The following is a 22,498-nucleotide window of genomic DNA, read 5'->3' as shown; positions in this document are numbered from 1 at the left end:
GCCACATTAACGGATTATTGTGATCTTCGCCTGATTTCGGGAACGTTCCCATTTTCCCCGGAACGCTTAACGAGTAGGCTTGCTTTCAGGTCATTACACCCTTATCCATCTGTCATGAGGTTTCATGATGAGCAAAGTCAAACAAGCTGATATCGACCAGTTGATCGTCCTGGTTGGCGGTCGCGATAACATCGCAACCGTCAGCCATTGCATTACCCGCCTGCGCTTTGTGCTGAACGATCCGGCCAAAGCCAATCCGAAAGCCATTGAAGAGCTTTCGATGGTGAAAGGCTGCTTTACCAACGCCGGGCAGTTCCAGGTGGTTATCGGCACAGAAGTGGGCGATTACTATCAGGCTCTGCTGGCCACCACTGGCCACTCATCTGCTGATAAAGAGCAGGCGAAGCAGGCCGCGCGTCAAAATATGAAATGGCACGAGCAGCTGATCTCGCACTTTGCGGAGATCTTCTTCCCGCTGCTGCCGGCGCTGATCAGCGGGGGCTTGATCTTAGGTTTCCGTAACGTGATCGGCGATGTGCCGATGAGCGACGGCAAAACCCTGGCGCAAATCTACCCGTCACTGAAGACCGTTTACGATTTCCTGTGGCTGATTGGCGAAGCCATCTTCTTCTATCTGCCTGTCGGGATTTGCTGGTCGGCGGTGCGTAAGATGGGCGGCACGCCAATCCTGGGGATTGTCCTTGGCGTCACGCTGGTGTCTCCGCAGTTAATGAACGCTTACTTACTGGGTCAGCAGGTGCCGGAAGTCTGGAACTTCGGTCTGTTCACTATCGCGAAAGTGGGCTATCAGGCGCAGGTTATCCCGGCGTTACTGGCAGGTCTGGCGCTGGGCTTTATTGAGACTCGCTTAAAACGCATCGTCCCGGATTACCTTTATCTGGTGGTGGTTCCGGTCTGTTCACTGATTATCGCCGTGTTCCTTGCCCACGCCTTTATCGGCCCGTTTGGCCGCATGATCGGCGACGGCGTGGCCTTTGCCGTACGTCATCTGATGACCGGTAGCTTCGCACCGATTGGTGCTGCGCTGTTTGGCTTCCTGTATGCGCCGCTGGTTATTACCGGTGTGCACCAGACCACGCTTGCCATTGATATGCAGATGATTCAGAGCATGGGCGGCACGCCAGTCTGGCCAATCATTGCGCTGTCTAACATTGCTCAGGCGTCTGCGGTAACCGGCATCATTATCGTCAGCCGTAAGCATAACGAGCGTGAGATTTCCGTTCCGGCGGCTATCTCTGCCTACCTCGGCGTGACCGAACCGGCGATGTACGGGATCAACCTGAAATACCGCTTCCCGATGCTGTGCGCCATGATTGGCTCTGGCCTGGCGGGCCTGGTGTGTGGCCTGAACGGCGTGATGGCAAACGGGATTGGCGTGGGTGGCCTGCCGGGCATCCTCTCCATTCAGCCAGCCTTCTGGCAAGTGTTTGCGCTGGCCATGGCTATCGCGATTATTGTCCCGCTGGCACTGACCACCTTCGTTTATCAGCGTAAGTACCGTCAGGGCACGTTGCAGATTGTTTAACTTCATCTTTCGGGGCGCAATTGCGCCCCTTCGCATTTGCAGGAACGAACTATGAATACCCTTCCTCAGTGGTGGCAAAACGGTGTCATCTATCAGATTTACCCAAAGAGTTTTCAGGACACAACCGGATGCGGTACCGGGGATTTACGCGGCGTAACGCAGCGCCTCGACTACCTGAAAAATCTCGGTATTGATGCCATCTGGCTGACCCCGTTCTATATCTCTCCGCAGATTGATAACGGCTATGACGTGGCGAATTATACCGCTATCGACCCGGCATACGGCACGCTGGATGACTTTGACGAGCTGGTCGCGCAGGCCCATTCCCGCGGCATCCGCATTGTGCTTGATATGGTGCTTAATCACACCTCGACCCAGCACGCGTGGTTTCGCGAATCATTGAACAAAGAGAGCCCGTATCGCCAGTTCTATATCTGGCGCGACGGCACGCCGGATGGCCTGCTGCCGAATAACTGGCGCTCTAAATTTGGCGGTAATGCCTGGCGCTGGCACGCGGGCAGCGAGCAGTACTATCTGCACCTGTTTGCCCCGGAACAGGCGGACCTGAACTGGGAAAACCCGGCAGTGCGTACCGAGCTGAAAAAAGTGTGCGAATTCTGGGCCGATCGCGGCGTGGACGGTTTACGTCTCGACGTCATTAACCTTATCTCCAAAGATCAGGCATTCCCGAATGACGAGCACGGCGATGGCCGCCGCTTTTACACCGACGGGCCGCGCGTTCATGAATATTTGCAGGAGATGAGCCGCGACGTCTTCGCCCCGCGCAACCTGATGACGGTGGGCGAGATGTCTTCCACCTCGTTAGAAAACTGCCAGCAGTACGCCTCCCTGGACGGGCGCGAACTGTCGATGACCTTTAACTTCCATCACCTGAAAGTGGACTACCCTGACGGTGAAAAATGGACGAAAGCGCAGCCCGATTACGTGGCGCTGAAAACCCTGTTCAGCCACTGGCAGCAGGGAATGCACAACGTGGCCTGGAACGCCCTCTTCTGGTGTAACCACGATCAACCGCGCATCGCGTCGCGTTTTGGCGATGAGGGCGAGCATCGCGTCCCTGCCGCGAAAATGCTGGCGATGGTGCTGCATGGAATGCAGGGCACGCCGTATATCTACCAGGGTGAAGAGCTGGGCATGACCAACCCGCACTTCCGCCAGATCACGGATTATCGCGATGTGGAAAGCCTGAATATGTTCACCGAGCTGCGCGCCGCAGGGCGTGAAGCGGATGAGCTGCTGGAGATCCTCGCCAGTAAATCCCGTGATAATGGCCGGACGCCAATGCAATGGGATGCCTCACCAAACGCCGGTTTTACAGCGGGTGAACCGTGGATTGCGGTCTGCGATAACTACCAGAGCATTAACGCCTGCGCGGCACTGAGCGACCCGGATTCGGTGTTCTATACCTATCAGTCATTGATTGCGCTGCGTAAAACACTGCCGGTACTGACGTGGGGGGATTATCAGGATCTGCTGCCTGAGCACCCAGCCCTGTGGTGCTACCGTCGTCAGTGGCAGGGGCAAACCCTGATCGTGGCGGCAAACCTCAGCAATGCATGCCAGCAATGGCAGCCAGACGCACAGAGCGGCGAATGGCAGGTGGTCATGAGCAACTATGCAGAAGCAGCCAACGCAACGCAGGCCATGACCCTGCGTCCGTTTGAAGCCGTCTGGTGGCTTCAGCCATAATTCTCATCGCCGGGCGTAGCAATATGCCCGGTTTACCTTACTGTTTTTGTTGAATTATTAATCAGATTTTTCCTGCCACAATTTACAAACGCTGTAGCGCCCGTCATTTGTACTCTCGTCTTTTTACTTTGTTCTGAATCAAATAAATCGCAAACATGTTTGATGCAAATCACTATATGTAGCACTTAAAATGCACGCCGACCCAACATCTTGTATTTATCGTCTACTATTCCAACAACAAGACGGCGACTCAGCTCTCCGGAATTGTGGATAACAACTGTCGGGAACGAGGGAAGTGACTGGGCTATCAATACATCAGCCCGGTGCAGTCTTCTCCACCTCTGTGGATAACCTGTTTTTAAAATGGAGTGATCATGACACCGCATGTGATGAAACGTGATGGCTGTAAAGTGCCGTTTAAATCAGAGCGCATCAAAGAAGCCATTCTGCGTGCAGCTAAAGCAGCGGGAGTCGATGACGCAGATTACTGCGCCACCGTCGCAGAAGTCGTTAGCAGCCAGATGAACGAACGTAGCCAGGTGGATATCAGCGAGATCCAGACTGCTGTTGAGAACCAGCTGATGGCGGGCCCGTATAAGCAGCTGGCCCGCGCTTACATCGAATACCGTCACGACCGTGACGTCCAGCGCGAAAAACGTGGCCGACTGAACCAGGATATTCGCGGCCTGGTGGAGCAAACCAACTCTGCGCTGCTCAACGAAAACGCCAACAAAGACAGTAAAGTCATTCCTACCCAGCGCGATTTGCTGGCCGGTATTGTTGCCAAACACTATGCGCGCCAGCACCTGCTGCCACGCGATGTGGTTTCCGCGCACGAACGCGGTGAGATCCACTACCACGATCTCGACTATTCGCCGTTCTTCCCGATGTTCAACTGTATGTTGATCGATCTGAAAGGCATGCTGACTCACGGCTTTAAAATGGGTAACGCCGAGATTGAACCGCCAAAATCGATCTCCACTGCCACGGCGGTGACCGCCCAGATTATCGCGCAGGTTGCCAGCCACATTTACGGCGGCACCACCATTAACCGTATTGATGAAGTGCTGGCCCCGTTTGTCACGGCGAGCTTCAACAAACACCGTAAAACCGCCGAAGAGTGGCAGATCCCGGACGCGGACGGCTATGCGCATTCACGCACTGAAAAAGAGTGCTACGACGCATTCCAGTCGCTCGAATATGAAGTAAACACGCTGCATACCGCAAACGGCCAGACCCCGTTTGTGACCTTTGGCTTTGGCCTGGGTACCAGCTGGGAATCGCGCCTGATCCAGCAGTCCATTCTGCGCAACCGTATTTCTGGCCTCGGCAAAAACCGCAAAACCGCCGTGTTCCCGAAACTGGTGTTCGCTATCCGCGACGGTCTGAATCATAAGTTTGGCGATCCGAACTACGACATCAAACAGCTGGCGCTGGAATGCGCGAGCAAGCGTATGTACCCGGACATCCTGAACTATGACCAGGTAGTGAAAGTCACGGGTTCGTTCAAAACGCCAATGGGCTGCCGCAGCTTCCTCGGCGTGTATGAAGATGAAAACGGCGAGCAGATCCACGACGGGCGTAACAACCTGGGCGTGATCAGCCTTAACCTGCCGCGTATCGCGCTGGAAGCCAAAGGCAATGAAGCCGCTTTCTGGACACTGCTGGATGAGCGTCTGCAACTGGCCCGTAAAGCACTGATGACCCGTATTGCGCGCCTGGAAGGGGTGAAAGCCCGCGTCGCGCCCATCCTCTATATGGAAGGGGCCTGCGGCGTGCGTCTGAAAGCGGACGATGACGTATCAGAAATCTTCAAAAACGGCCGGGCGTCAATTTCGCTGGGTTACATCGGCATTCACGAAACCATTAACGCGCTGTGTGGCGACACGCATATGTACGACAGCAACGCCCTGCGTGAGAAAGGCGTCGCTATCGTCCAGCGTCTGCGCGATGCGGTTGACCAGTGGAAAGATGAGACGGGCTACGGTTTCAGTCTGTACAGCACACCAAGTGAAAACCTGTGCGACCGTTTCTGCCGCCTCGACACCGCGGAGTTCGGCATTGTGGAAGGGGTAACCGACAAAGGTTACTACACCAACAGCTTCCACCTGGACGTTGAGAAAAAGGTAAACCCGTACGACAAGATCGACTTCGAAGCGGCTTACCCACCAATCGCCAGCGGTGGTTTCATCTGTTATGGCGAGTACCCGAACATCCAGCACAACCTGAAAGCGCTGGAAGACGTGTGGGATTACAGCTACCAGCACGTGCCATATTACGGCACGAACACGCCAATCGACGAGTGCTACGAGTGCGGCTTCACCGGTGAGTTTGAGTGCACCAGCAAAGGCTTCACCTGTCCGAAATGCGGTAACCACGATGCGGCCCGTGTTTCCGTCACCCGCCGCGTATGCGGTTATCTTGGCAGCCCGGATGCACGTCCGTTTAACGCCGGTAAGCAGGAAGAGGTGAAACGCCGCGTGAAACATTTAGGGAATGGGCAGTTAGGTTAAGTTTTTCGCCGGATTTTCCCCCTCACCCTAACCCTCTCCCTCAAGGGAGAGGGAACCGATCGAGTACATTGTTGAGCCTGACTCCGGTTTTCTCCCTCTCCCTGTGGGAGAGGGCCGGGGTGAGGGCATCAGGTTAACGTTATGAACTATCACCAGTACTACCCCGTCGACATCGTCAACGGCCCCGGCACCCGCTGCACCCTGTTCGTTTCAGGGTGCGTTCACGAATGCCATGGCTGCTACAACAAAAGCACCTGGCGTGTAAATTCCGGGATGCCATTCACCCAGGAGATGGAAGACCGGATCATCAACGACCTGAACGACACGCGCATTCACCGCCAGGGCATTTCGCTGTCGGGAGGCGATCCGCTGCATCCGCAAAATGTACCGGAGATCCTGAAGCTGGTTAAACGCATTCGCCGCGAATGCGCGGGAAAAGATATCTGGGTATGGACGGGCTATAAGCTGGATGAACTGAACACCGCCCAAATGGAGGTGGTGGATCTGATTAACGTGCTGGTCGATGGCAAATTCGTGCAGGATTTAAAAGACCCGGCGCTTATCTGGCGCGGCAGCAGTAACCAGGTTGTGCATCACTTGCGGTGACTGAAGGCGGATATCCTCTATCCGCCTTCATCTCAAAACCGGCTCAAACTCTCCATCGCCACCGCCTTAAACCCGGCGAAATCCTTACAGCCGCAAAGCCGCGTCATTGCCCGTTCGCGCAGGAAGGTGACAAAAATATCGTAGATCGCCATTGCCTCTTCATACTCGCTTTTGCTTATAGCGAGCAGGAAAATCACATGCGCGGTTTCATCGCCCCACGGGATGCCGTGCGGCGCCAGCACCGTATAGACCACGGTTTTCTGCGCCAGCAGGCCCAGGGAGTGCGGCAACGCAATTCCTTCACCGAGCATGGTGCTGACGATAGCCTCACGCTCGACAACGGAATCGAGAAACTCCGCGCCAACAAAGCCTTCGCTTTCAAGCTGCCCACACAGTTCACGGAACAGCGTCTGCTGGTCGATGGGTTTATCGATAATGCGGAAATGAGCGGCGTCGAAGTATTTATCCAGCATCCACGGGCGAGTGCGGTCCACCAGCACCAGCTTGCCGATTTGCTCCAGCTGGTAGTCGGTCGGGAACGGGGCGATCATCACCACCGGTTTCGCCTTTTCGCTGATACGGGCGGTGGAGATAACAAAATCTTCGCTGAGGCTTTCTGCCTGCTCGTACTCACGCAGTGTGAGGGTGCGCGTCACCTCAATCTGCGGATATTTACGCTGGAGCACCGCTTCAATCATTCTCACCATCGCGTTGCCCGCATCGCACACCAGCAGCACACGGGGCTGGCGCTGGTAGCCAATGTTGTAGTGGCGCTCAAGCCCCACGCCGATATGCAGCACCAGGAAGCCAATCTCGTTTTCGCTGATCACATACGGCGTGTATTTGCCCCAGCTTGATACCGCCGCCAGGGTCATGTCCCAGGCCATCGGGTAGTGCTGTTTGATGTTATCCAGCAGCGGATTGGGGATCATAATTTGATACCGCACGCGGGTGATCATGGTTTTAATGTGCGTGAGTAAGTCTGCGTGCAGCTGCTCATCACTGAGCAGGTTGTAGTTATAGTGGGTGTTGATGTAGCGCAGGATGTAATTGACCAGCGCTTCATCATCGTCGGCGTTGATGGCACTTGGGGCGATCTCCTGGATCTGGCGCGCGGCAATGTGCACGCAAAGCCAGCTCTCTTCCGAGGGGGCAAGCGCCTTACCCGCCAGCTGTTGAATGGTCACCGCGATGTCTTTCGCTGCTTCCCGCACGTTCTCTTCCACATCTTCCGCGTGGAATTCAGGCAGTGGATAGCCTTCACTGATACGGCGAACCGACACCGCGCAATACAGGCGCAGGAACAGTTCGCCTTCGTCCGTCAGGCGGATGTGGTGGCGGGTTAGCACATCATGCAGCACCGTGACCATCTGTTCAGGAACGCCCGCATTCAGCGCCACTTCGGTGACCAGCGGGTTCAGGCTGTCCTGCTGTGCCAGCTCCCAGAGCAGGTCGGTCAGACAGGCGCGGGTCGCCATCTCGCTGCCAAACAGCTTCATGCCATGGCGCGGGCGGGTTTCCAGGGTCAGGTTGTAGCGGTGGAACCACTCGCGCACTTCCACCATGTCGCTTTGCAGTGTGGCGCGGCTGACAAACCACTCGTCTGCCAGATCTTCAAGCTTGAGCGAAAAGGCCGACGTCAGAAAACGCACCACCAGATAGTGCACCCGCTCCGGCCCCGTACGGGGAATACGCAGCGCACGCGGATGAGAATCCTGTAGCTGCTGATAGCGCGCCGCATCGTCTATTTTGAGCTGGTAACCATTACCCCGGCTCAGAATAAACTGTGCGCCGTGGCTCGCCAGCAGCGCATTCAGGGCTGTGATATCAGCACGGACGGTACGCGTGGACACCGACAGCCGCTGCGCCAGCTCGTCCTGTGGCAGCGTTTCGTTTTGCAACAGTTCGAAAAGTTGCGCTAAACGTTGGTTCGGGAATCGCACGTCGTTGTCCTCTTACGGCTCAGGGAGAAGGTGAAATAACCATCTGGGATGGGCTGCCAACCGGCGTATAGTCCGGTTCGAAGCTGAGTTTGCCGCCTTCCGCTACGCGGAATCGGGTGATGTTGTCGCTGCGCTGATTCATGACGTATAGCCAGCGCCCTTGTTTATCCAGCGTCAGCGAGCGCGGGTAATCACCACGCGTCCAGACATCGTCCTGATGCGTCAGCGTGCCATCAGCTGTTACGGTAAAGTGCCCGATGCTGTTATGCAAACGGTTAGCCACATACAGCTGTTTACCGTCTGCGCTTAACACCAGCCCGGCAGCAAAACTGGTGCCTTTATAGCCTGCGGGCAACGCCGAAAGCGTTTTGCCCTCTTTCAGGGTGCCATTTGCATTCACGACATAATGGGTCAGCGTAGACGCCTCTTCGTTAATCAGCCACAGGGCATCACCTTTTGGCGTAAAGACGAAGTGGCGCGGCCCGGCACCTTTTGAGGAGGCGCTGATAAACGGTGGATCGTTCGGCGTCAGCTTTCCGCTTTGATCGTCAAAACGGTACTGGTAGATACGATCCAGCCCCAGATCGGTGGAAAAGACATACTTCCCGCGAGGATCGGCGGCGATCATGTGCGCATGTGGGCCATTATGATCGCTTACCGCAAAACTCCCCTCCGCAGCGGCTTCCGGTTTTGCCGCCCCTGGCTCACCCTGATCCTGATGGGTGTCCGATGCGTCGCCCAGGCTGCCATCCGCTTTCACGGGCAACACGGCGATGGAGCCACTCACATAGTTTGCCACCAGCAGATGACGGCCATTGGGCGTTAAAGAGAGATAAACCGGGCCAGCCCCACCGGAAGCCACCTGATTTAATTCGCTTACCGCACCGTTATCCCCCACGCGTAATGCCTGCACCACGCCCTGCTCCACTTCGCTTGCCACGTACAGCGTTTTGCCATCGTGCGAGACGGTGAGTTGCGCTGCATTGGGCAGTTTGCTGACCAGCGTTTTGTTGGCGAGCGCCCCGGTTTGCGGGTCAACGGTAAAGCGGTATAGCCCTTCGCCGTTGGGGTTGTAGGTTCCCACCCAGGCGTATTGCGGCTGGGCGATGGCGGCGGTGGCGAGCATTGAGAGTGAAGCGACAAGCAGGCTACGGGTGTGCATGGTGGCTCCTTCGGGTTTGTATGGTGTGTTTCCCCTCACCCCAGCCCTCTCCCAAAGGGAGAGGGAGTAAAACGTTGGGGGAGGGGCTGGGATTACTTAACCAGTTTTTTCGTCATCTCAAGCAGCGTTCGCACATCTTCCGGGCGCGTGTCGCCGCTGGCTTTGTCGATAATAGAGCTGTAGATATGCGGGATGATTTTGCTCACGCCCGCGTCCAGCGCAATCTGCAAAATCTCCTCATAATTTTCCAGATCGATACCGCCGGTTGGCTCCAGCCAGAAGTCGTGGCGGGCACAGGCTTCCGCTACCGCTTTGTACTCATCACGGCACTTCAGGCCGCCCATCGGGAAATACTTAATGGAGCTGCCGCCAAAATCTTTCAGCAGGGCAATCGCCGTTTCTACCGGCACGATACCGTCCGGTGCCGCGCTGCTCAGCGGGCCGGTGGAGATTTTGACCATGCCAACAGTCCCGGTTGGAGAGACCAGCCCGTTGACCACAGATTCATTTTGCCCCAACAGCGCGCGGCTGGTCGCCACGCCGGTAAAGACCTGGTTCACGTGCTGCGGTTGTACCTGACGGGAGATCTCGCTCACCATCGCCGACTGGTTCGGATCGCCCGCGCCCAGGCCAACAGAGAGCGCGTTATCAATCAGCTGCGCGTATTCACGCATATCGGCCACCGCGCTTGCCACGTCCGGGTAATTTTTGGAGAGCACGCCCACCAGCACATGGCCTTCTGCCGCTTCGTAAATGGCGCTGGCATTAGCTTTTGAACCCGCCAGCACGTTCAGGCAGACACGGTCACGGTAAAAGTTGGGGGTCAGTTTCATGCGTGTTTCTCCTGTCCTAATACTTCGCTAATGCGGCGGTACACAATGTTCAGCTGCTCTGCATTCACGCTGCGCACGTCCGCTTCGATAATCCCTTCGTTGGCTTTGTAGCCACGGAAATAAATCGCATATTCGCCCTGCTTCAGGCGGTTCGCCAGCTCGCCGGTGCCCATACCGGTGGTGGCTTCGTCAAACTTGATTTCAGCGCGCGCGATATCTCGACCGGCGCTGTCCCAGACCACGCGAGCGGTGACGCCGTTAAGGGTGTTCAGCGCGTCGATAAACGGCGTCATCTTGGCCACCATCCCGGCACCGCTTTCTTTGGTCGCGGTCAGGTAGTGTTCGATGGCGCAGGTCAGGCCAAGAATGCCCTCTTTACCCACCTTCATCGCACGGCCAATGCCCGCCGTCTGTCGTTTCACCCACTCAACATACTGTGTTTTGCCGATCACCAGACCGCTGGTTGGCCCTTCGATCGCCTTCGCACCGCTGTAAATAACCAGGTCTGCGCCGGAACGGTAGTAAACGTGCAGATCTTCTTCCGCTGCCGCATCCACAATCAGCGGCAGGCCGTGTTTACGCGCCACCACTGCCGCCTGCTCTACGCTGAGCATACTTTTCTGCACGCAGTGGTGAGACTTGATGTACAGGATCGCCGCCGTGCGCGGAGTGATGGCTGCCGCCAGCTGATCGGCAGAACATTCGTTGGCATAACCCGCTTCCACCAGCTTGCCGCCGCCCAGCACCACCATGGTGCCGACCGGCGCGCCAAAGTTAACGTTGTGGCCTTTCGGCAGCACGATTTCGTTGTTCTCAATCGGGGTGACGTGCAGGTTTTCCAGCAGCCAGTCGCTGTCTTTCACCAGCACCGCCGCCACGGACTGGGCAATGCCCGCTGAAGCGCAAGAGACAACGGTCGCCCCTTCCACATCCAGCAGATCCGCAATGTATTCACCGGTTTTGTTCACCAGATCTTTCATTTCGAAGTACTGGTTCATCCCGTCCATCGCCGCCTGCACCACTTCCGGGCGTGGCGTTGAAACACCCAGCGCCGTCATGCGGCCAGAGGTGTTGATGACCTGTTTTAAATTGTACTTCTCATAAATCGAAGGCATGTTCCGTGCTCCCTTGTTCGGTCATGTAGCCCTTGCCCGCGCGGATCGCGGCAAGCGGCACCAGAATGTGTTCAGCCTGAAGGCTGTCGTTTTCGGCATCGGTTAATACCGTTGGCTGGCGCTTAATGGTGAACAGCGTCAGGTCAGCGTCGAGACCAGGCTCAATACGCCCTTTGCGCGTCAGGCGCAGGCCGTCGGCAGCATTTGCGGTCACGCACTCAATCACCTGCGGCAGCGACATACCGATAGCGAGGAATTTCGACATCACGCTCGCCAGCGAGCCGACCGGGCCATTAATGCGGTTGCGGCAGTAAATATCCGAGCTGATGGTGTGCGGCAGAATGCCCATCGCGATGGCGCGTTTCGCCACCTCAAAGCTGAAGCTCGCCGTACCGTGGCCCACGTCCAGACGTACGCCGCGTTTCAGGGCGCTGGTGATGGACGCGCGCAGCTCGCCGGATGGGGTCAGAATGCGGTTCGGTTTGCCGTTGTAGCAGTGGGTAATGATGTCGCCGGAACTCAGCAGCTCAGCGATTTCGTCGAGATTTGGCGGGTTGTTGCCAATGTGCACCATCAGCGGCAGGTCGCCGTTCTCTTTCTGGATAGCTTTGGCACGCTCCAGCGGGGTGATGCCATTTTCACCGACCACGCTGCTGCTCATGCGCGCTTTCAGGCCGACGATAAAATCAGGATGGCGTTTAACGGCCTGCTTCACGGCATCCGCGTCAATATTGGCCATATTGGCCAGCTCGTTTTGGGCAATCAGCCCCACGCGGGAGATATTCAGCAGGGCAAAGACCTCGGTTGAGGCTTTGCGGGTGATGGCGTAAAAATCGTCCACGTCATCCGCGCCGGTACTGCCCGCATCCACCACGGAGGTCACGCCGGTAGCGATGCCGACGCTGTCCGGCTCGTCGTGGTAAATCGGGGAATTCGGGTAGCAGTGTACGTGGGAGTCAATCCAGCCTGCGCTGACGAACACTTCGCCATTAAGCTCAACCGTTTTACGGGCGGGGGCGTCAATCTCGCCAAGCGCCGCAATTTTCCCGTCCTGAATGGCGATATCGGTCAGGGTATCGTCGGTAAGGCGCGCACGGCGCAGGAGTAAATCAAACATGGGGTTCTCCTGATAAGACGGGCGCCGGAGCGCCCGCAGGTATTAAAGGGCGACCGGGAACAGCCAGCCCAACAGCATTGCACCGAGGATTGCACCGCCGGTGATTGGCTTCTGCCAGATATAGAACAGCAGCGCGCCCAGCAGTGAACCGACACCGATTGGAATGGAGGCGGTCATGGCGCTAAGGATAATCAACGGCCCGAGGAAGCGGCCGGAAGCGTTACCTGCGCCCATCATCACGTCAGCCCCGTAGGTGGAGTTGCTCTGATTGATGGTGAATTTACGCGCCAGGATGATGACGTAACCAATAGCCAGACCAATCACCAGGCCAGTAATCAGCGCGGCAATAAAGTTGGTCACCGGGAACATAATGCCCGCACCCAGCAGCAGCGCGGGCACACCAAGGCCCACGCCGGTCTGGATGGCACCGCCGATATCGAGAATACCGACCAGAGACCCTTCGATGATGCGCGCGAACAGGAAGCTTGCGCCAAACGCCGCCACCGCGCCGTACACGCCGGTATCGATACCCGCTTTCAGCATCGCCACGAAGGCCACTTCGTTAAACGCGCCAATGCCATACAGGTAGTACATGTGCGTCCCGGCGAACACGCCGGAAGAGAGCAGGCCAACGAAAATCGGGAACGACCAGTCGGCATACCAAAAACCTTTATTCTGTTCCATGTAGAGGCTCCTGTTATTTACCGCTGAGCGAGTTGTGGATCATGTCGAGCCAGTTCGGCACGGTCAGATGGAAGGATTCGATCATCTTCATGTCGAAGCCGCGGAAGAAGCCGCTCAGGACAAACAGCGCCACGATGGCGACCATCATCACTTTGGTGACGTGGTTCCAGCCGCTCTCTTCAACGCCTTTACCAATCAGGATACCCAGCACCAGACCCGGCACGGCGTTCCCCATAATCAGCTGCGCTGCGCCGCCAAACACGGTAGCCCAGAAGCCAGATTTTTTGCCCGCATCGATAGCCGCCAGCCAGAAAATCACCGGCATCACGGTGTTCACCAGCAGGTTGGCTGCCGGTACCAGCACCTTAACGGCGGTCACCTGGAGCGCAGCCGGAACGGAAGAGGCGGTAAGGTTAAGGAAGGTCACGACGATCATGCCGATCACGCCGCAGGCAATCGCCATTTTGCGTGGGTCGTGGAGTGTTTCACCGACATTACGGTTTTTGATCATCAGCGCCGCCGCGCCCCAGTTCGGGATAATGCGGTGGTCAACGTCCTGAGTGAATGCACCTGCGGCCACGGAAGAGGCCCAGGCGTTAAAGAAGAAGCCTAACCCAAAGGAGAAGTGAGAAGCCGGATCCCCTTCACAGGAGTTCAGTTCCCCCAACGTACGAAACGCGCCCATACCCTGAGTGGTAGGCGCATGAAACATGCGTGCAGCCCCGGCCCCCACACCGACGCCAACCAGGCCGCCAATAATGAGCGATTTTATTAATATAATTAAGAACATCAGTCTGCCCTTTTATGAATAATCAGCGTTGCGTGACGAAATCCACCTGGTCGAGATTGATGGCGGTCACGTTGACAGTCACATCCAGCTCCACGCTGTAGGTGCGTCTTTCCCGGCGCAAAAAGAAGAACAGAAATGCCTCTTTTCGCACCGCTTCTTGCGCCTGAACGACCTGCACATCCTGTGGCTCAATACGCAGTAAGATATGCGGTGAGGCTTTCATCACCGCGGCCTGAACGTGGTTAAGTGCATCGGCAAAGGCGCGCGCTTTGGCATCGCCTTTTCCCTTCACTCTCACCGTGGTTGTGAATTGTTCTTTCATGCTTACGCGCCGTGCTTCTTCTGCCACGCCTGTACCAGACGCTCGCCCAGCTCTTCTTTATCCATAAAGCCAAAGCCGAGTACATTGCAGCCTTCATTGATGGCGGTTACGCCCTCTTCCACTGAACGCATACCGTATTTTGCTTTGTAGCCATATTTGGTTTGGGCGGTAATTGCGCCCGCGCCACCGCTGCCGCAGAAGGAGATGCCGAAGGTGGCGTTTTCCGCTTTCATCACGTCACCCAGCTTCATATCCGCTGCCATACCCGGCACAACCACCGCACGTCCACCTGCTTTTTCGATACCGGCCGCCACTTTCTGACCTTTACCCAGGCGATCGCCAATCACGACTGTAATTTGTTCCATGTGTTGCTCCTTAAAGGTTGTCTTTTGCGACTTCAAAGTGAACGGAGAGCAGCCAGGCTTCTTCATCAGGAAGGTTGCCAAACTGCGCCACCACTTCGCGGGCAAGTCGCATTGAATCGGGTGAAATTTCGTCGAACAATTCCGCTTCGACTTCCGGCAGCGGCTCGCCGGTCACAGACCGGTGCGCCATGGCGCGAACGTGTGAAGTCAGCATCTGTTCCTGTACTGCATTGGGGATGATGTTGTGCCGGGCCAACAGGGCATAAACCTGCTCAAGCATGGTGGTCGCGAGCTGCTCTGTTTGTACCGCCTGGTCTCCAACGTCGTTCATTACCGCTCCGTTAATCACTCGTCTTACCCCGTTAATGTCTCTGAGATAAAACTAACGTTGGCCGTTAATTGTTTGTAGCGAGTTGTTTTCCACTTCGAAGTGGAAAGGCGGGCGGCGGCAGTGATCTGTGCCACATAAATGCGCTGAATGATGACAATTCGCTGGTTTTACGTGAGGAACATCACATAACCAATCAACAAAACGGCAGGGCAGAACACGAAAACAACGGGTGGGGGAGTCGCAGAAATGTGACAGAGATAGGGTTTACTTATTACGATGCATAAAAAAAGCGAGAGCAGTACGCCCTCGCCTTGCTGTTGCGTCAGATGCTGAGTCTGTTAGCGGTATTTTTTGTGATAAGTGTTGCGGGTCGTCACGAACTGCTCAGCCGCCGCCTTCGCCTCTTTCACTTTACCTTCGTTCGCCAGTTTCAGCGCACCGTCAATCTGGCCGACCAGGATATCAAAACCGTGGCGGTAATCTTTCATTTCTGCGCTGTCTGCCGCTTTGCTTTCCAGCTTCGCTGGCGTCGCTTTCTGCGCATCCAGAGCCGCTTCACGCATTTTGGTTAATGCATCTTTCATTTCGGACGCATTATCGGTTTTCTGCACCACTTTCAGATTGGTACCGAGGATGCCCATATCTTCTTCAAGATCGGCAGCAAACGCAGTTGAGCCAAGAACCAACGTTGAAGCCGCGACGATCGCCAACAGATGTTTACGCATTGCTCACTTCCTTTTTTATTATTAAAACGCCTTTACGGGTATTACTGACCGGCGATTTTCATTTCCGGCAGAAGCACTGAACCACACTGTATATTGCTACGTGTTTCAATATCGTTACCGACAGTAACAATATTGCGCCACATATCCTTCAGGTTGCCGGCGATGGTAATTTCGCTCACCGGATACTGAATTTCACCGTTTTCAACCCAGAAGCCTGCCGCACCGCGAGAGTAATCCCCGGTGATGCCGCTCACGCCCTGCCCCATCAGCTCGGTGACCACCAGACCTGTACCCATCTCTTTCAGCATCTGCTCAAAGTTCAGGCCCTGTCCAGCAATGCGCCAGTTGTGGATGCCGCCCGCGTGACCGGTGCTTTTCAGCCCCAGCTTGCGCGCAGAGTAGTTGGTCAGCAGCCACTGGGTCAGCACGCCGTCTTTGATGATATCGCGACGTTCAGTGCGCACACCTTCACTGTCGAACGGCGTGGAGGCCAGTCCTTTCAGCAGATGCGGATGCTCTTCAATGGTCAGCCATTCCGGCAGGATCTGTTTGCCGAGTGAATCCAGCAGGAACGTGGACTTACGGTAAACCGAACCGCCCGCAATTGCCCCCACCAGGTGACCAAACAGACCGGTAGCCACTTCGTTGGCAAAAATAACCGGCGCTTTCATGGTGGAGAGTTTACGCGGAGACAGACGCGACAAAGTACGCTGCGCACACTCGGCACCGACCCACTCAGGAGACTGTAAATCACCGAGCGCGCGGCCAATGGTGTAAGCGTAATCACGCTCCATATCGCCGTTCTCTTCGGCAATGACACAGCTTGAGAGCGAATGGCGGGTTGAGCAATAGCCCTGCAACATGCCGTGGCTGTTGCCGAAAACTTTGATGCCGTAGTGGCTGTTAAAGCTGCCGCCTTCGGTATTAGTGATGCGTTTATCTGCTTGCAGAGACGCCTGTTCTGCACGTGCAGCCAGTTCGATGGCCTCATCCGGGGTGACTTCCGCCGGGTGGAACAGGTCCAGATCCGGTGCGTCGAACGCCAGCAGCTCTTTATCAGCAACGCCTGCGTAAGGATCGGGCGAGGTATAACGCGCAATGTCCAGCGCGGCCTGCACCGTACGGGCAATGGCATCCGGGCTGAGGTCGGTCGATGACGCGCTACCTTTGCGATTCTGGTGATAAACCGTGATCCCCAGTGCGCCATCGCTGTTAAATTCAACATTTTCCACTTCGCCATAGCGAGTACTTACGCTAATGCCGGTGGTTTTGCTTACCGCCACTTCGGCGCCATCTGATTTACCTGAAGCCAGCGCCAGCGCTGTGGAGACTGCTTCTTCCAGAATCTTACGCTGCGCTTCAACTTGTGAGGTTACTTTCATCGCAAATGCCATACTGTAAGAGAGAGTTAAGTGAAGTCTATCAGAGAACCGTTTTTCAGTGCGCGTCTTAACTGGTAACATTAGCCTCTTTTTTTAAGGAGCCTGACATGACTAAGCAGCCCGAAGACTGGCTCGACGACGTTCCCGGTGATGACATCGAAGACGAAGATGATGAGATCATCTGGGTCAGTAAAAGTGAAATTAAACGCGACGCCGAAGAGTTAAAACAGCTTGGCGCGGAAATGGTAGAACTGGGTAAAAACGCGCTGGATAAGATCCCGCTCGACCAGGATCTGCGCGATGCCATTGAACTGGCACAGAAAATCAAAAAAGAAGGCCGTCGCCGCCAGCTTCAGCTTATCGGTAAAATGTTGCGTCAGCGTGACGTTGATCCGATTCGCCAGGCTCTGGACAAGCTCAAGAACCGCCATAACCAGCAGGTTGCGTTTTTCCATAAGCTTGAGCAGATCCGCGACCGCCTGATTGAACAGGGCGATGACGCGGTACCGGAAGTCTTAAATCTGTGGCCAGACGCCGACCGCCAGCAACTGCGTTCTTTGATCCGCAATGCGAAGAAAGAGAAAGAAGGGAATAAGCCGCCGAAGTCTGCGCGCCTGATTTTCCAGTATCTGCGCGAGCTGTCTGAGAACGAAGAGTAAGGCACGCGCAAATGACCTTTGCGCGTTCCCCTGGGGCGGTTTAACTCGCCGCCGCAGTACCACCGACGGTCACCCGAACAGCCTTCGCGGGCTGTTCAGGTTTTGCCATTCCCGGTAATTTATCTGGCGCGCAATCACGGATGATTTTCCCCCCTTTCATCACCAGCACCCGGTCGAAATATTTCAGCAGATAGCGACGATGCGTCACCATAATCAATGTTTTGTTCTGGATGAAATGATCGAGATGTTCAAAAATACGTTGCTCCGTCACTTCGTCCATACTGGAGGTGGGTTCATCCCAGAGGTAAATTTCCGCCTCGCTGCTCAGGCTTCTGGCAAGCAGTAGCTGCTGGTTTTGTCCGGAAGAGAGGTTTCGCGCCATAAAACTCACCGGATAACGCAGCCCCATCGGATGCTGCAAAACGAATCCACAGTTGGTCACCTGAAGCGACTCAATCACCCGCTTGCGGTTATTGCACTCTTTTAAGGAAAAATTGCTTTCAATACTGCCCGTAAAAAGCGTGTCCTGGTTGGTCACCATACTAATGAAACGGCTAAAAAAATTCTGCGCCAGGTGGCGAGAGTTATAACCGTCATACATTATGCTACCCTCCGTCGGGGGGCAGTAGCCAGAAAGCAGCGAAACCAGAGAACTTTTGCCCGAACCGCATTCGCCAACGATCGCCACCCTCTGCCCTTTAGGAATATCCAGGCTGATATTGTCGAGCGCTTTTGGCAACTGCGGATCGTACTGATAATTCACCGCCCGCAAGGCTATATCTCCCTGCAGATTTACGACGGACTGCAGAAGTTTTTGTTCCTGCTGCTCTGACACAAACATCTTCATTAAATCGGAGATGCTTTTATTGGTGGTGAAAATCGTTGAAAGGGTTGAAGCCAGCCCGGAAATAATCCCGGACATACGTCCGGATACGATGACTGAGGAGATGATTGCTCCGGTGGTGATTTCGCCTTTAATCACCAGGAAGAAAGCAAACACCATCAGCAGAATTTGGTTCAAATTCGACATTGCACCAAGCGCTGACTGGTAATAGACGCTCGCTTTACGAATTTTCAGACTGAGCCATGACTGGTTGTTACTGCTATTGACCCAGTCCAGCATTAAGTTTCTGTTATTCAGCGTGTGGATTGTTCTCAATGAGTACAGCAGTTCCGTAATGAACACGTTACGGTTAGACTGACTCTCCTTCATTTTATCCATAAGGATTTCAGTATATTTATAGTTCGCCCAGGCGAGTACCAGCGATAGCGCCATTAGCGTCACCGGGATCAGCACCAGCATACCGAGGTTCACATAAATAATAATGCTGAAAATAATAAAAACGGGAATATCAGACAGACGCTGGAAAACGGAGTTCAACAGTACCGGCTTAATCTTTTGAAACTCGGTCCAGAGAATGAAGACTGAGGACATTGAACTTGTTTTGGTGGTGTTATAAATCAACGACTCGACAAAGGAAACATCAACGTTAACATCCTCCTGCCTTGAAACAATGGACTGGTAAATATCTTTTGATGAACGGAGTAAAAATTCAAAGATAATAAAGACCACGACAATTGCAGTGACACCGAACAATGAGGCTGCAGACGAACCAGGCACCAGCTTATCGTAATACAGGTTACTGAATACTGGGATCGTCAGCGCAAAAAGTGCCATAAACAGCGAAGTGAAAAAATATTTACTGTAAAAAATTTTATTATTTCGCAGCCCTGTTTTCAGTATTTCGCCAATACGAATAGACTCACTCATACCGCTCAGCGGCTGAATAAGAAAAACGGAAATTTCATTCAAATGATCGGATTCGCACTCAATGACGCCAAACTCATTGTTGCGCGAAACCAGCTGCAATCCACCTTCCTGGCAGCCGACACACACCATCCATTGCATAGCTGATGTCAGCATGATCAACGGCATATTCTCGTTAAGCAGATCCTCGGGTCGGGAGAATTTCACTTCGTGGATCACCAGACCTAACGACAGAAAATAGTTTTTGATCTGCACTTCGTGCGCAGGCTCGTTTTTATCATAACGAGAGAGGTTTACTGGGATCTTCTTTTCGTCTATCTCAATGCGGGAATCATGATTTTTTGCAATATAGCGCATCACGCCCGCAAGGCCTAAATCATATAACGTGAAATCATTCATGGATATCTTTACTCACCCCCCCGATCGTTGCCGACCGGGGGGACGTTGATTATTGATGCTGAGACTGATCGTCGTGCTGCTCTTCAACCGAAGGCGTGATGCTCATCACCTCTGCAGCGAAGCTGGCAGCCTGATGCGAGGTTTCGGCGTCAGCAGCGGATTGTGGCGAGTCATCGTGGTTCTCGCTCTGCTCATCCATACTGGCGATAACGCTGCCAGAACTGGTATCCACCGTAAACGGCACCTCCTGACGCTCACTATTCCCCGCGCTGTCTTTGGTATGCAGCACCAGGGTGTGTGGGCCCTCCTCCAGCGCGACCGGTACCTCAAACACCGTTGGACCGGAATCTGCCGGCGTCAGCGAATAGACCGTACCGTCCAGCTCGACGCTGGCATGTGTGACATCCGCATCAAGGCTGAATTCGAACACCGGATGGGATGATTCCACCTCGATCGGTGCCGGATCCTGCGCTTCGGTATAGCGAACGCTCTGCAACAGGGCTGGCGTATCCGTCTCCACATCAACACTATGGGCATACGAACTGGTATTGCCTGCCTGGTCGGTAATGGTAAAGACCAGCTCATGGGTTCCCTTGTCGACATTCTCAATGTCAATGTTCCAGTTCCCCTCCTGGTTCACCCGGGTCGTGACTTCATCACCGTTATCCAGCTTGACGGTAATATCCGCTCCTGCTTCGCCATGACCGGTAAACGATAGTGTGGAATCATCGCTGATCCAGCTCTCTTCCTGACCACTATTACTGGCGAAAGTGACATCGAAGGTTTCGATGTGATTATCGACGGTAAAATCAACCGACTGGCTGGCCGTATTACCTGCCGTATCGGTGACGTTCACCTCCAGCGTCCAGTGACCTTCCGCCAGCGGCGAATCCGGGGTAAACGTCCAGTTGCCCGACTCATCTTTCACCGCATCGTACGTATTACCATCCAGGGTAACCTGCACCCGGGTGACGTCGGCATCAATGTCGCTGAGAATAAACGCTGGCTGCGTGTTGGAGGTGATGTTATCCCCCGCCACACCGGTGTCGCTTCCCGCATCCATCGTCACTACCGGCGTACTGATGGTGGTGTCGATGGTGAAGTCCAGTGAAGAGTGGGCGGTGTTGCCCGCCGCATCGGTGACTTTCACATCCAGCGTCCACTGGCCGTCAGGCATTGCCGTTTCCGGGGTGAACGTCCAGTCGCCCGACTCGCCTTTCTCCGCATCGTAGGTTTTGCCGTTCACGGTGACCTGTACCTGGGTAGCATCGGCATCAATGTTGCTGAGAATAAACGCTGGCTGCGCGTTGGAGGTGATGTTATCCCCTGCCACACCGGTGTCGCTTCCCGCATCCATCGACACCACTGGCGTACTGATGGTGGTGTCGATGGTAAAGTCCAGCGATGAACTGGCGGTATTGCCCGCCGTATCGGTGACGTTCACATCCAGCGTCCACTTACCGTCCGGCAGCGCCGTATCTGGCGTGAACGTCCAGCTGCCGGTGTCTCCTTTCACCGCGTTATAGGTTTTACCGTTCAACGTGACCTGCACGCTCACCACATCGGCGTCGATATTGGTGAAGACAAATCCCGGCTGCGGGTTAGAAGAGAGGTTATCCCCTGTCACACCAGTATCGCTCTGCGCATCCAGCGTCACCACAGGGGTGTTGATGCCCGTATCGATCGTGAAGTCCAGGGAAGAGTGGGCGGTGTTGCCCGCCGCATCGGTAACCTTCACATCCAACGTCCACTTGCCGTCTGTCAGCGCAGAATCTGGGGTATAAATCCAGTTGCCCTCCTCATCTTTGACCACAACAGACGTTACGCCATTAAGCGTGACTTCGACCTTCGTTACGTCAGCGTCGATATTTCCCAAGGTAAAGCCCGGCGTAGGGTTTTGAGTAATATTGTCACCCACCACACCGGTATCGCTGTCAGCATTGAGCACGATCGTTGCCGCACTGATGAAAGTATCTACGGTAAAGCTCCAGGACTGGCTCGCGGTGTTTCCGGCGCCATCCGTTGCCTTAATCTGCACGTTTGTCAGACCGTCAACCAGAGGTTCTGTCCAGGTGACAGACCAGACGCCTGTCGAAACCTGAGTCGCCTGCACCGTCTTGCCATTGATGGTCACGCTGAGAGAAACCACATCTTTCTCAACGTTGCTCAGAACAAAGGTCGGCGTCGAGTCATTCGTCAGACTGTCACCCACCAGACCACTATCCGAAGCGGTATCAAGGGCAATGACAGGGGTAGTGAACATCACGTCCAGCGCCACCGGATCGCTGATATTGGTCGCGCTATCCTGCGCCTGAACGGTGATCTTACCACCATCCGGGTAGCTTATTGCCGTACTCCAGGAACCAGAGCTGCTTACGGTCACCGTGTTGAGGATATTGCCCGCTTCGTCCTTGATCACCACCGTGGTACCGGCTTCAGCATGACCTGAAAGGATCCACAGGCTACCTTCACTGTTCCATGTTGAAATCTCTATCGTTGGCACGGTTGGCACAACGCTATCCACCAGC

General features: G+C 55.0%; 19 protein-coding genes. 5 read left to right on the top strand and 14 right to left on the bottom strand.

Going from position 1 to position 22,498, the window contains the following annotated elements; translation table 11 throughout:
• Positions 1-127 precede the first annotated feature (127 nt).
• The 4 genes from treB to nrdG all read left to right on the top strand — a co-directional run bounded on the left by treB (position 128) and on the right by nrdG (position 6,375).
• Positions 128-1,546, top strand: a complete 1,419-nt coding sequence (treB, locus tag HV107_RS12930) for a PTS trehalose transporter subunit IIBC (RefSeq protein ID WP_182063517.1) — start codon at positions 128-130, stop codon at positions 1,544-1,546.
• Positions 1,547-1,597: 51 nt separating this feature from the next.
• Positions 1,598-3,256 (top strand): alpha,alpha-phosphotrehalase, encoded by a 1,659-nt coding sequence (gene treC, locus HV107_RS12925; protein WP_182059386.1) that lies wholly within the window; start codon positions 1,598-1,600, stop codon positions 3,254-3,256.
• A 374-nt stretch (positions 3,257-3,630) separates the two neighbouring features.
• Positions 3,631-5,769: an anaerobic ribonucleoside-triphosphate reductase gene (nrdD, locus tag HV107_RS12920; RefSeq protein WP_182059385.1), complete on the top strand. Its 2,139-nt coding sequence runs from the start codon at positions 3,631-3,633 to the stop codon at positions 5,767-5,769.
• 141 nt (positions 5,770-5,910) lie between these two features.
• The gene (gene nrdG / locus HV107_RS12915) at positions 5,911-6,375 is read left to right on the top strand and encodes an anaerobic ribonucleoside-triphosphate reductase-activating protein (RefSeq protein ID WP_182059384.1); all 465 of its coding nucleotides are present in this window, start codon (positions 5,911-5,913) and stop codon (positions 6,373-6,375) included.
• Positions 6,376-6,407: 32 nt separating this feature from the next.
• On the opposite strand, the gene HV107_RS12910 is transcribed toward nrdG, so the two are convergent.
• From HV107_RS12910 to pmbA, 12 genes are all read right to left on the bottom strand, one after another.
• On the bottom strand, positions 6,408-8,318 hold the full coding sequence (locus HV107_RS12910) for a transcription antiterminator (RefSeq protein ID WP_182059383.1): 1,911 nt from the start codon (positions 8,316-8,318) through the stop codon (positions 6,408-6,410).
• A 19-nt stretch (positions 8,319-8,337) separates the two neighbouring features.
• Entirely contained in the window at positions 8,338-9,480 is a 1,143-nt protein-coding gene (locus tag HV107_RS12905) for a lactonase family protein (RefSeq protein ID WP_182059382.1), read from the bottom strand.
• 92 nt (positions 9,481-9,572) lie between these two features.
• Positions 9,573-10,313 (bottom strand): 2-dehydro-3-deoxy-phosphogluconate aldolase, encoded by a 741-nt coding sequence (gene dagF, locus HV107_RS12900; protein ID WP_166717730.1) that lies wholly within the window; start codon positions 10,311-10,313, stop codon positions 9,573-9,575.
• Positions 10,310-11,428: a DgaE family pyridoxal phosphate-dependent ammonia lyase gene (locus tag HV107_RS12895; protein ID WP_182059381.1), complete on the bottom strand. Its 1,119-nt coding sequence runs from the start codon at positions 11,426-11,428 to the stop codon at positions 10,310-10,312. The genes dagF and HV107_RS12895 overlap by 4 nt, the downstream gene beginning before the upstream one ends.
• Positions 11,412-12,545: an amidohydrolase/deacetylase family metallohydrolase gene (locus HV107_RS12890; RefSeq protein ID WP_182059380.1), complete on the bottom strand. Its 1,134-nt coding sequence runs from the start codon at positions 12,543-12,545 to the stop codon at positions 11,412-11,414. Before HV107_RS12890 ends, HV107_RS12895 begins: the two co-directional genes overlap by 17 nt.
• 42 nt (positions 12,546-12,587) lie before the next feature.
• Positions 12,588-13,229 (bottom strand): DUF4310 family protein, encoded by a 642-nt coding sequence (locus tag HV107_RS12885; protein ID WP_014068673.1) that lies wholly within the window; start codon positions 13,227-13,229, stop codon positions 12,588-12,590.
• 13 nt (positions 13,230-13,242) lie between these two features.
• Positions 13,243-14,019: a DUF4311 domain-containing protein gene (locus tag HV107_RS12880; protein WP_182059379.1), complete on the bottom strand. Its 777-nt coding sequence runs from the start codon at positions 14,017-14,019 to the stop codon at positions 13,243-13,245.
• Positions 14,020-14,041: 22 nt separating this feature from the next.
• Positions 14,042-14,341, bottom strand: coding sequence for a DUF4312 family protein (locus tag HV107_RS12875; RefSeq protein WP_006810338.1), 300 nt, complete (start codon positions 14,339-14,341; stop codon positions 14,042-14,044).
• Between the two features lie 2 nt (positions 14,342-14,343).
• Entirely contained in the window at positions 14,344-14,706 is a 363-nt protein-coding gene (locus HV107_RS12870; protein WP_014068671.1) for an SFCGS family glycine-rich protein, read from the bottom strand.
• 10 nt (positions 14,707-14,716) lie between these two features.
• Positions 14,717-15,055, bottom strand: a complete 339-nt coding sequence (locus HV107_RS12865; RefSeq protein WP_182059378.1) for a glycine dehydrogenase — start codon at positions 15,053-15,055, stop codon at positions 14,717-14,719.
• 320 nt (positions 15,056-15,375) lie between these two features.
• On the bottom strand, positions 15,376-15,762 hold the full coding sequence (gene cybC, locus HV107_RS12860; RefSeq protein WP_182059377.1) for a cytochrome b562: 387 nt from the start codon (positions 15,760-15,762) through the stop codon (positions 15,376-15,378).
• Between the two features lie 41 nt (positions 15,763-15,803).
• Entirely contained in the window at positions 15,804-17,156 is a 1,353-nt protein-coding gene (gene pmbA / locus HV107_RS12855) for a metalloprotease PmbA (RefSeq protein ID WP_182059376.1), read from the bottom strand.
• Between the two features lie 95 nt (positions 17,157-17,251).
• Between pmbA and yjgA the strand changes: the two genes are divergently transcribed.
• A complete protein-coding gene (gene yjgA, locus HV107_RS12850; RefSeq protein WP_023334300.1) occupies positions 17,252-17,803 on the top strand; it encodes a ribosome biogenesis factor YjgA in 552 nt (183 codons plus the stop codon).
• A 40-nt stretch (positions 17,804-17,843) separates the two neighbouring features.
• Here the strand turns inward: yjgA and HV107_RS12845 are convergent, their stop codons facing one another.
• Both HV107_RS12845 and HV107_RS12840 read right to left on the bottom strand, forming a co-directional pair.
• Complete coding sequence (locus HV107_RS12845) at positions 17,844-19,970, bottom strand: peptidase domain-containing ABC transporter (protein ID WP_182059375.1); 2,127 nt, start codon at positions 19,968-19,970, stop codon at positions 17,844-17,846.
• A 49-nt stretch (positions 19,971-20,019) separates the two neighbouring features.
• Complete coding sequence (locus tag HV107_RS12840) at positions 20,020-22,494, bottom strand: Ig-like domain-containing protein (protein ID WP_182059374.1); 2,475 nt, start codon at positions 22,492-22,494, stop codon at positions 20,020-20,022.
• Between the last annotated feature and the right edge of the window lie 4 nt (positions 22,495-22,498).

Source organism: Enterobacter sp. RHBSTW-00175 (assembly GCF_013927005.1).
Lineage (GTDB): Bacteria > Pseudomonadota > Gammaproteobacteria > Enterobacterales > Enterobacteriaceae > Enterobacter.
The sequence above is the reverse complement of the archived record's forward strand: the minus strand, read 5'-3'. Positions and strand labels throughout refer to the sequence as shown.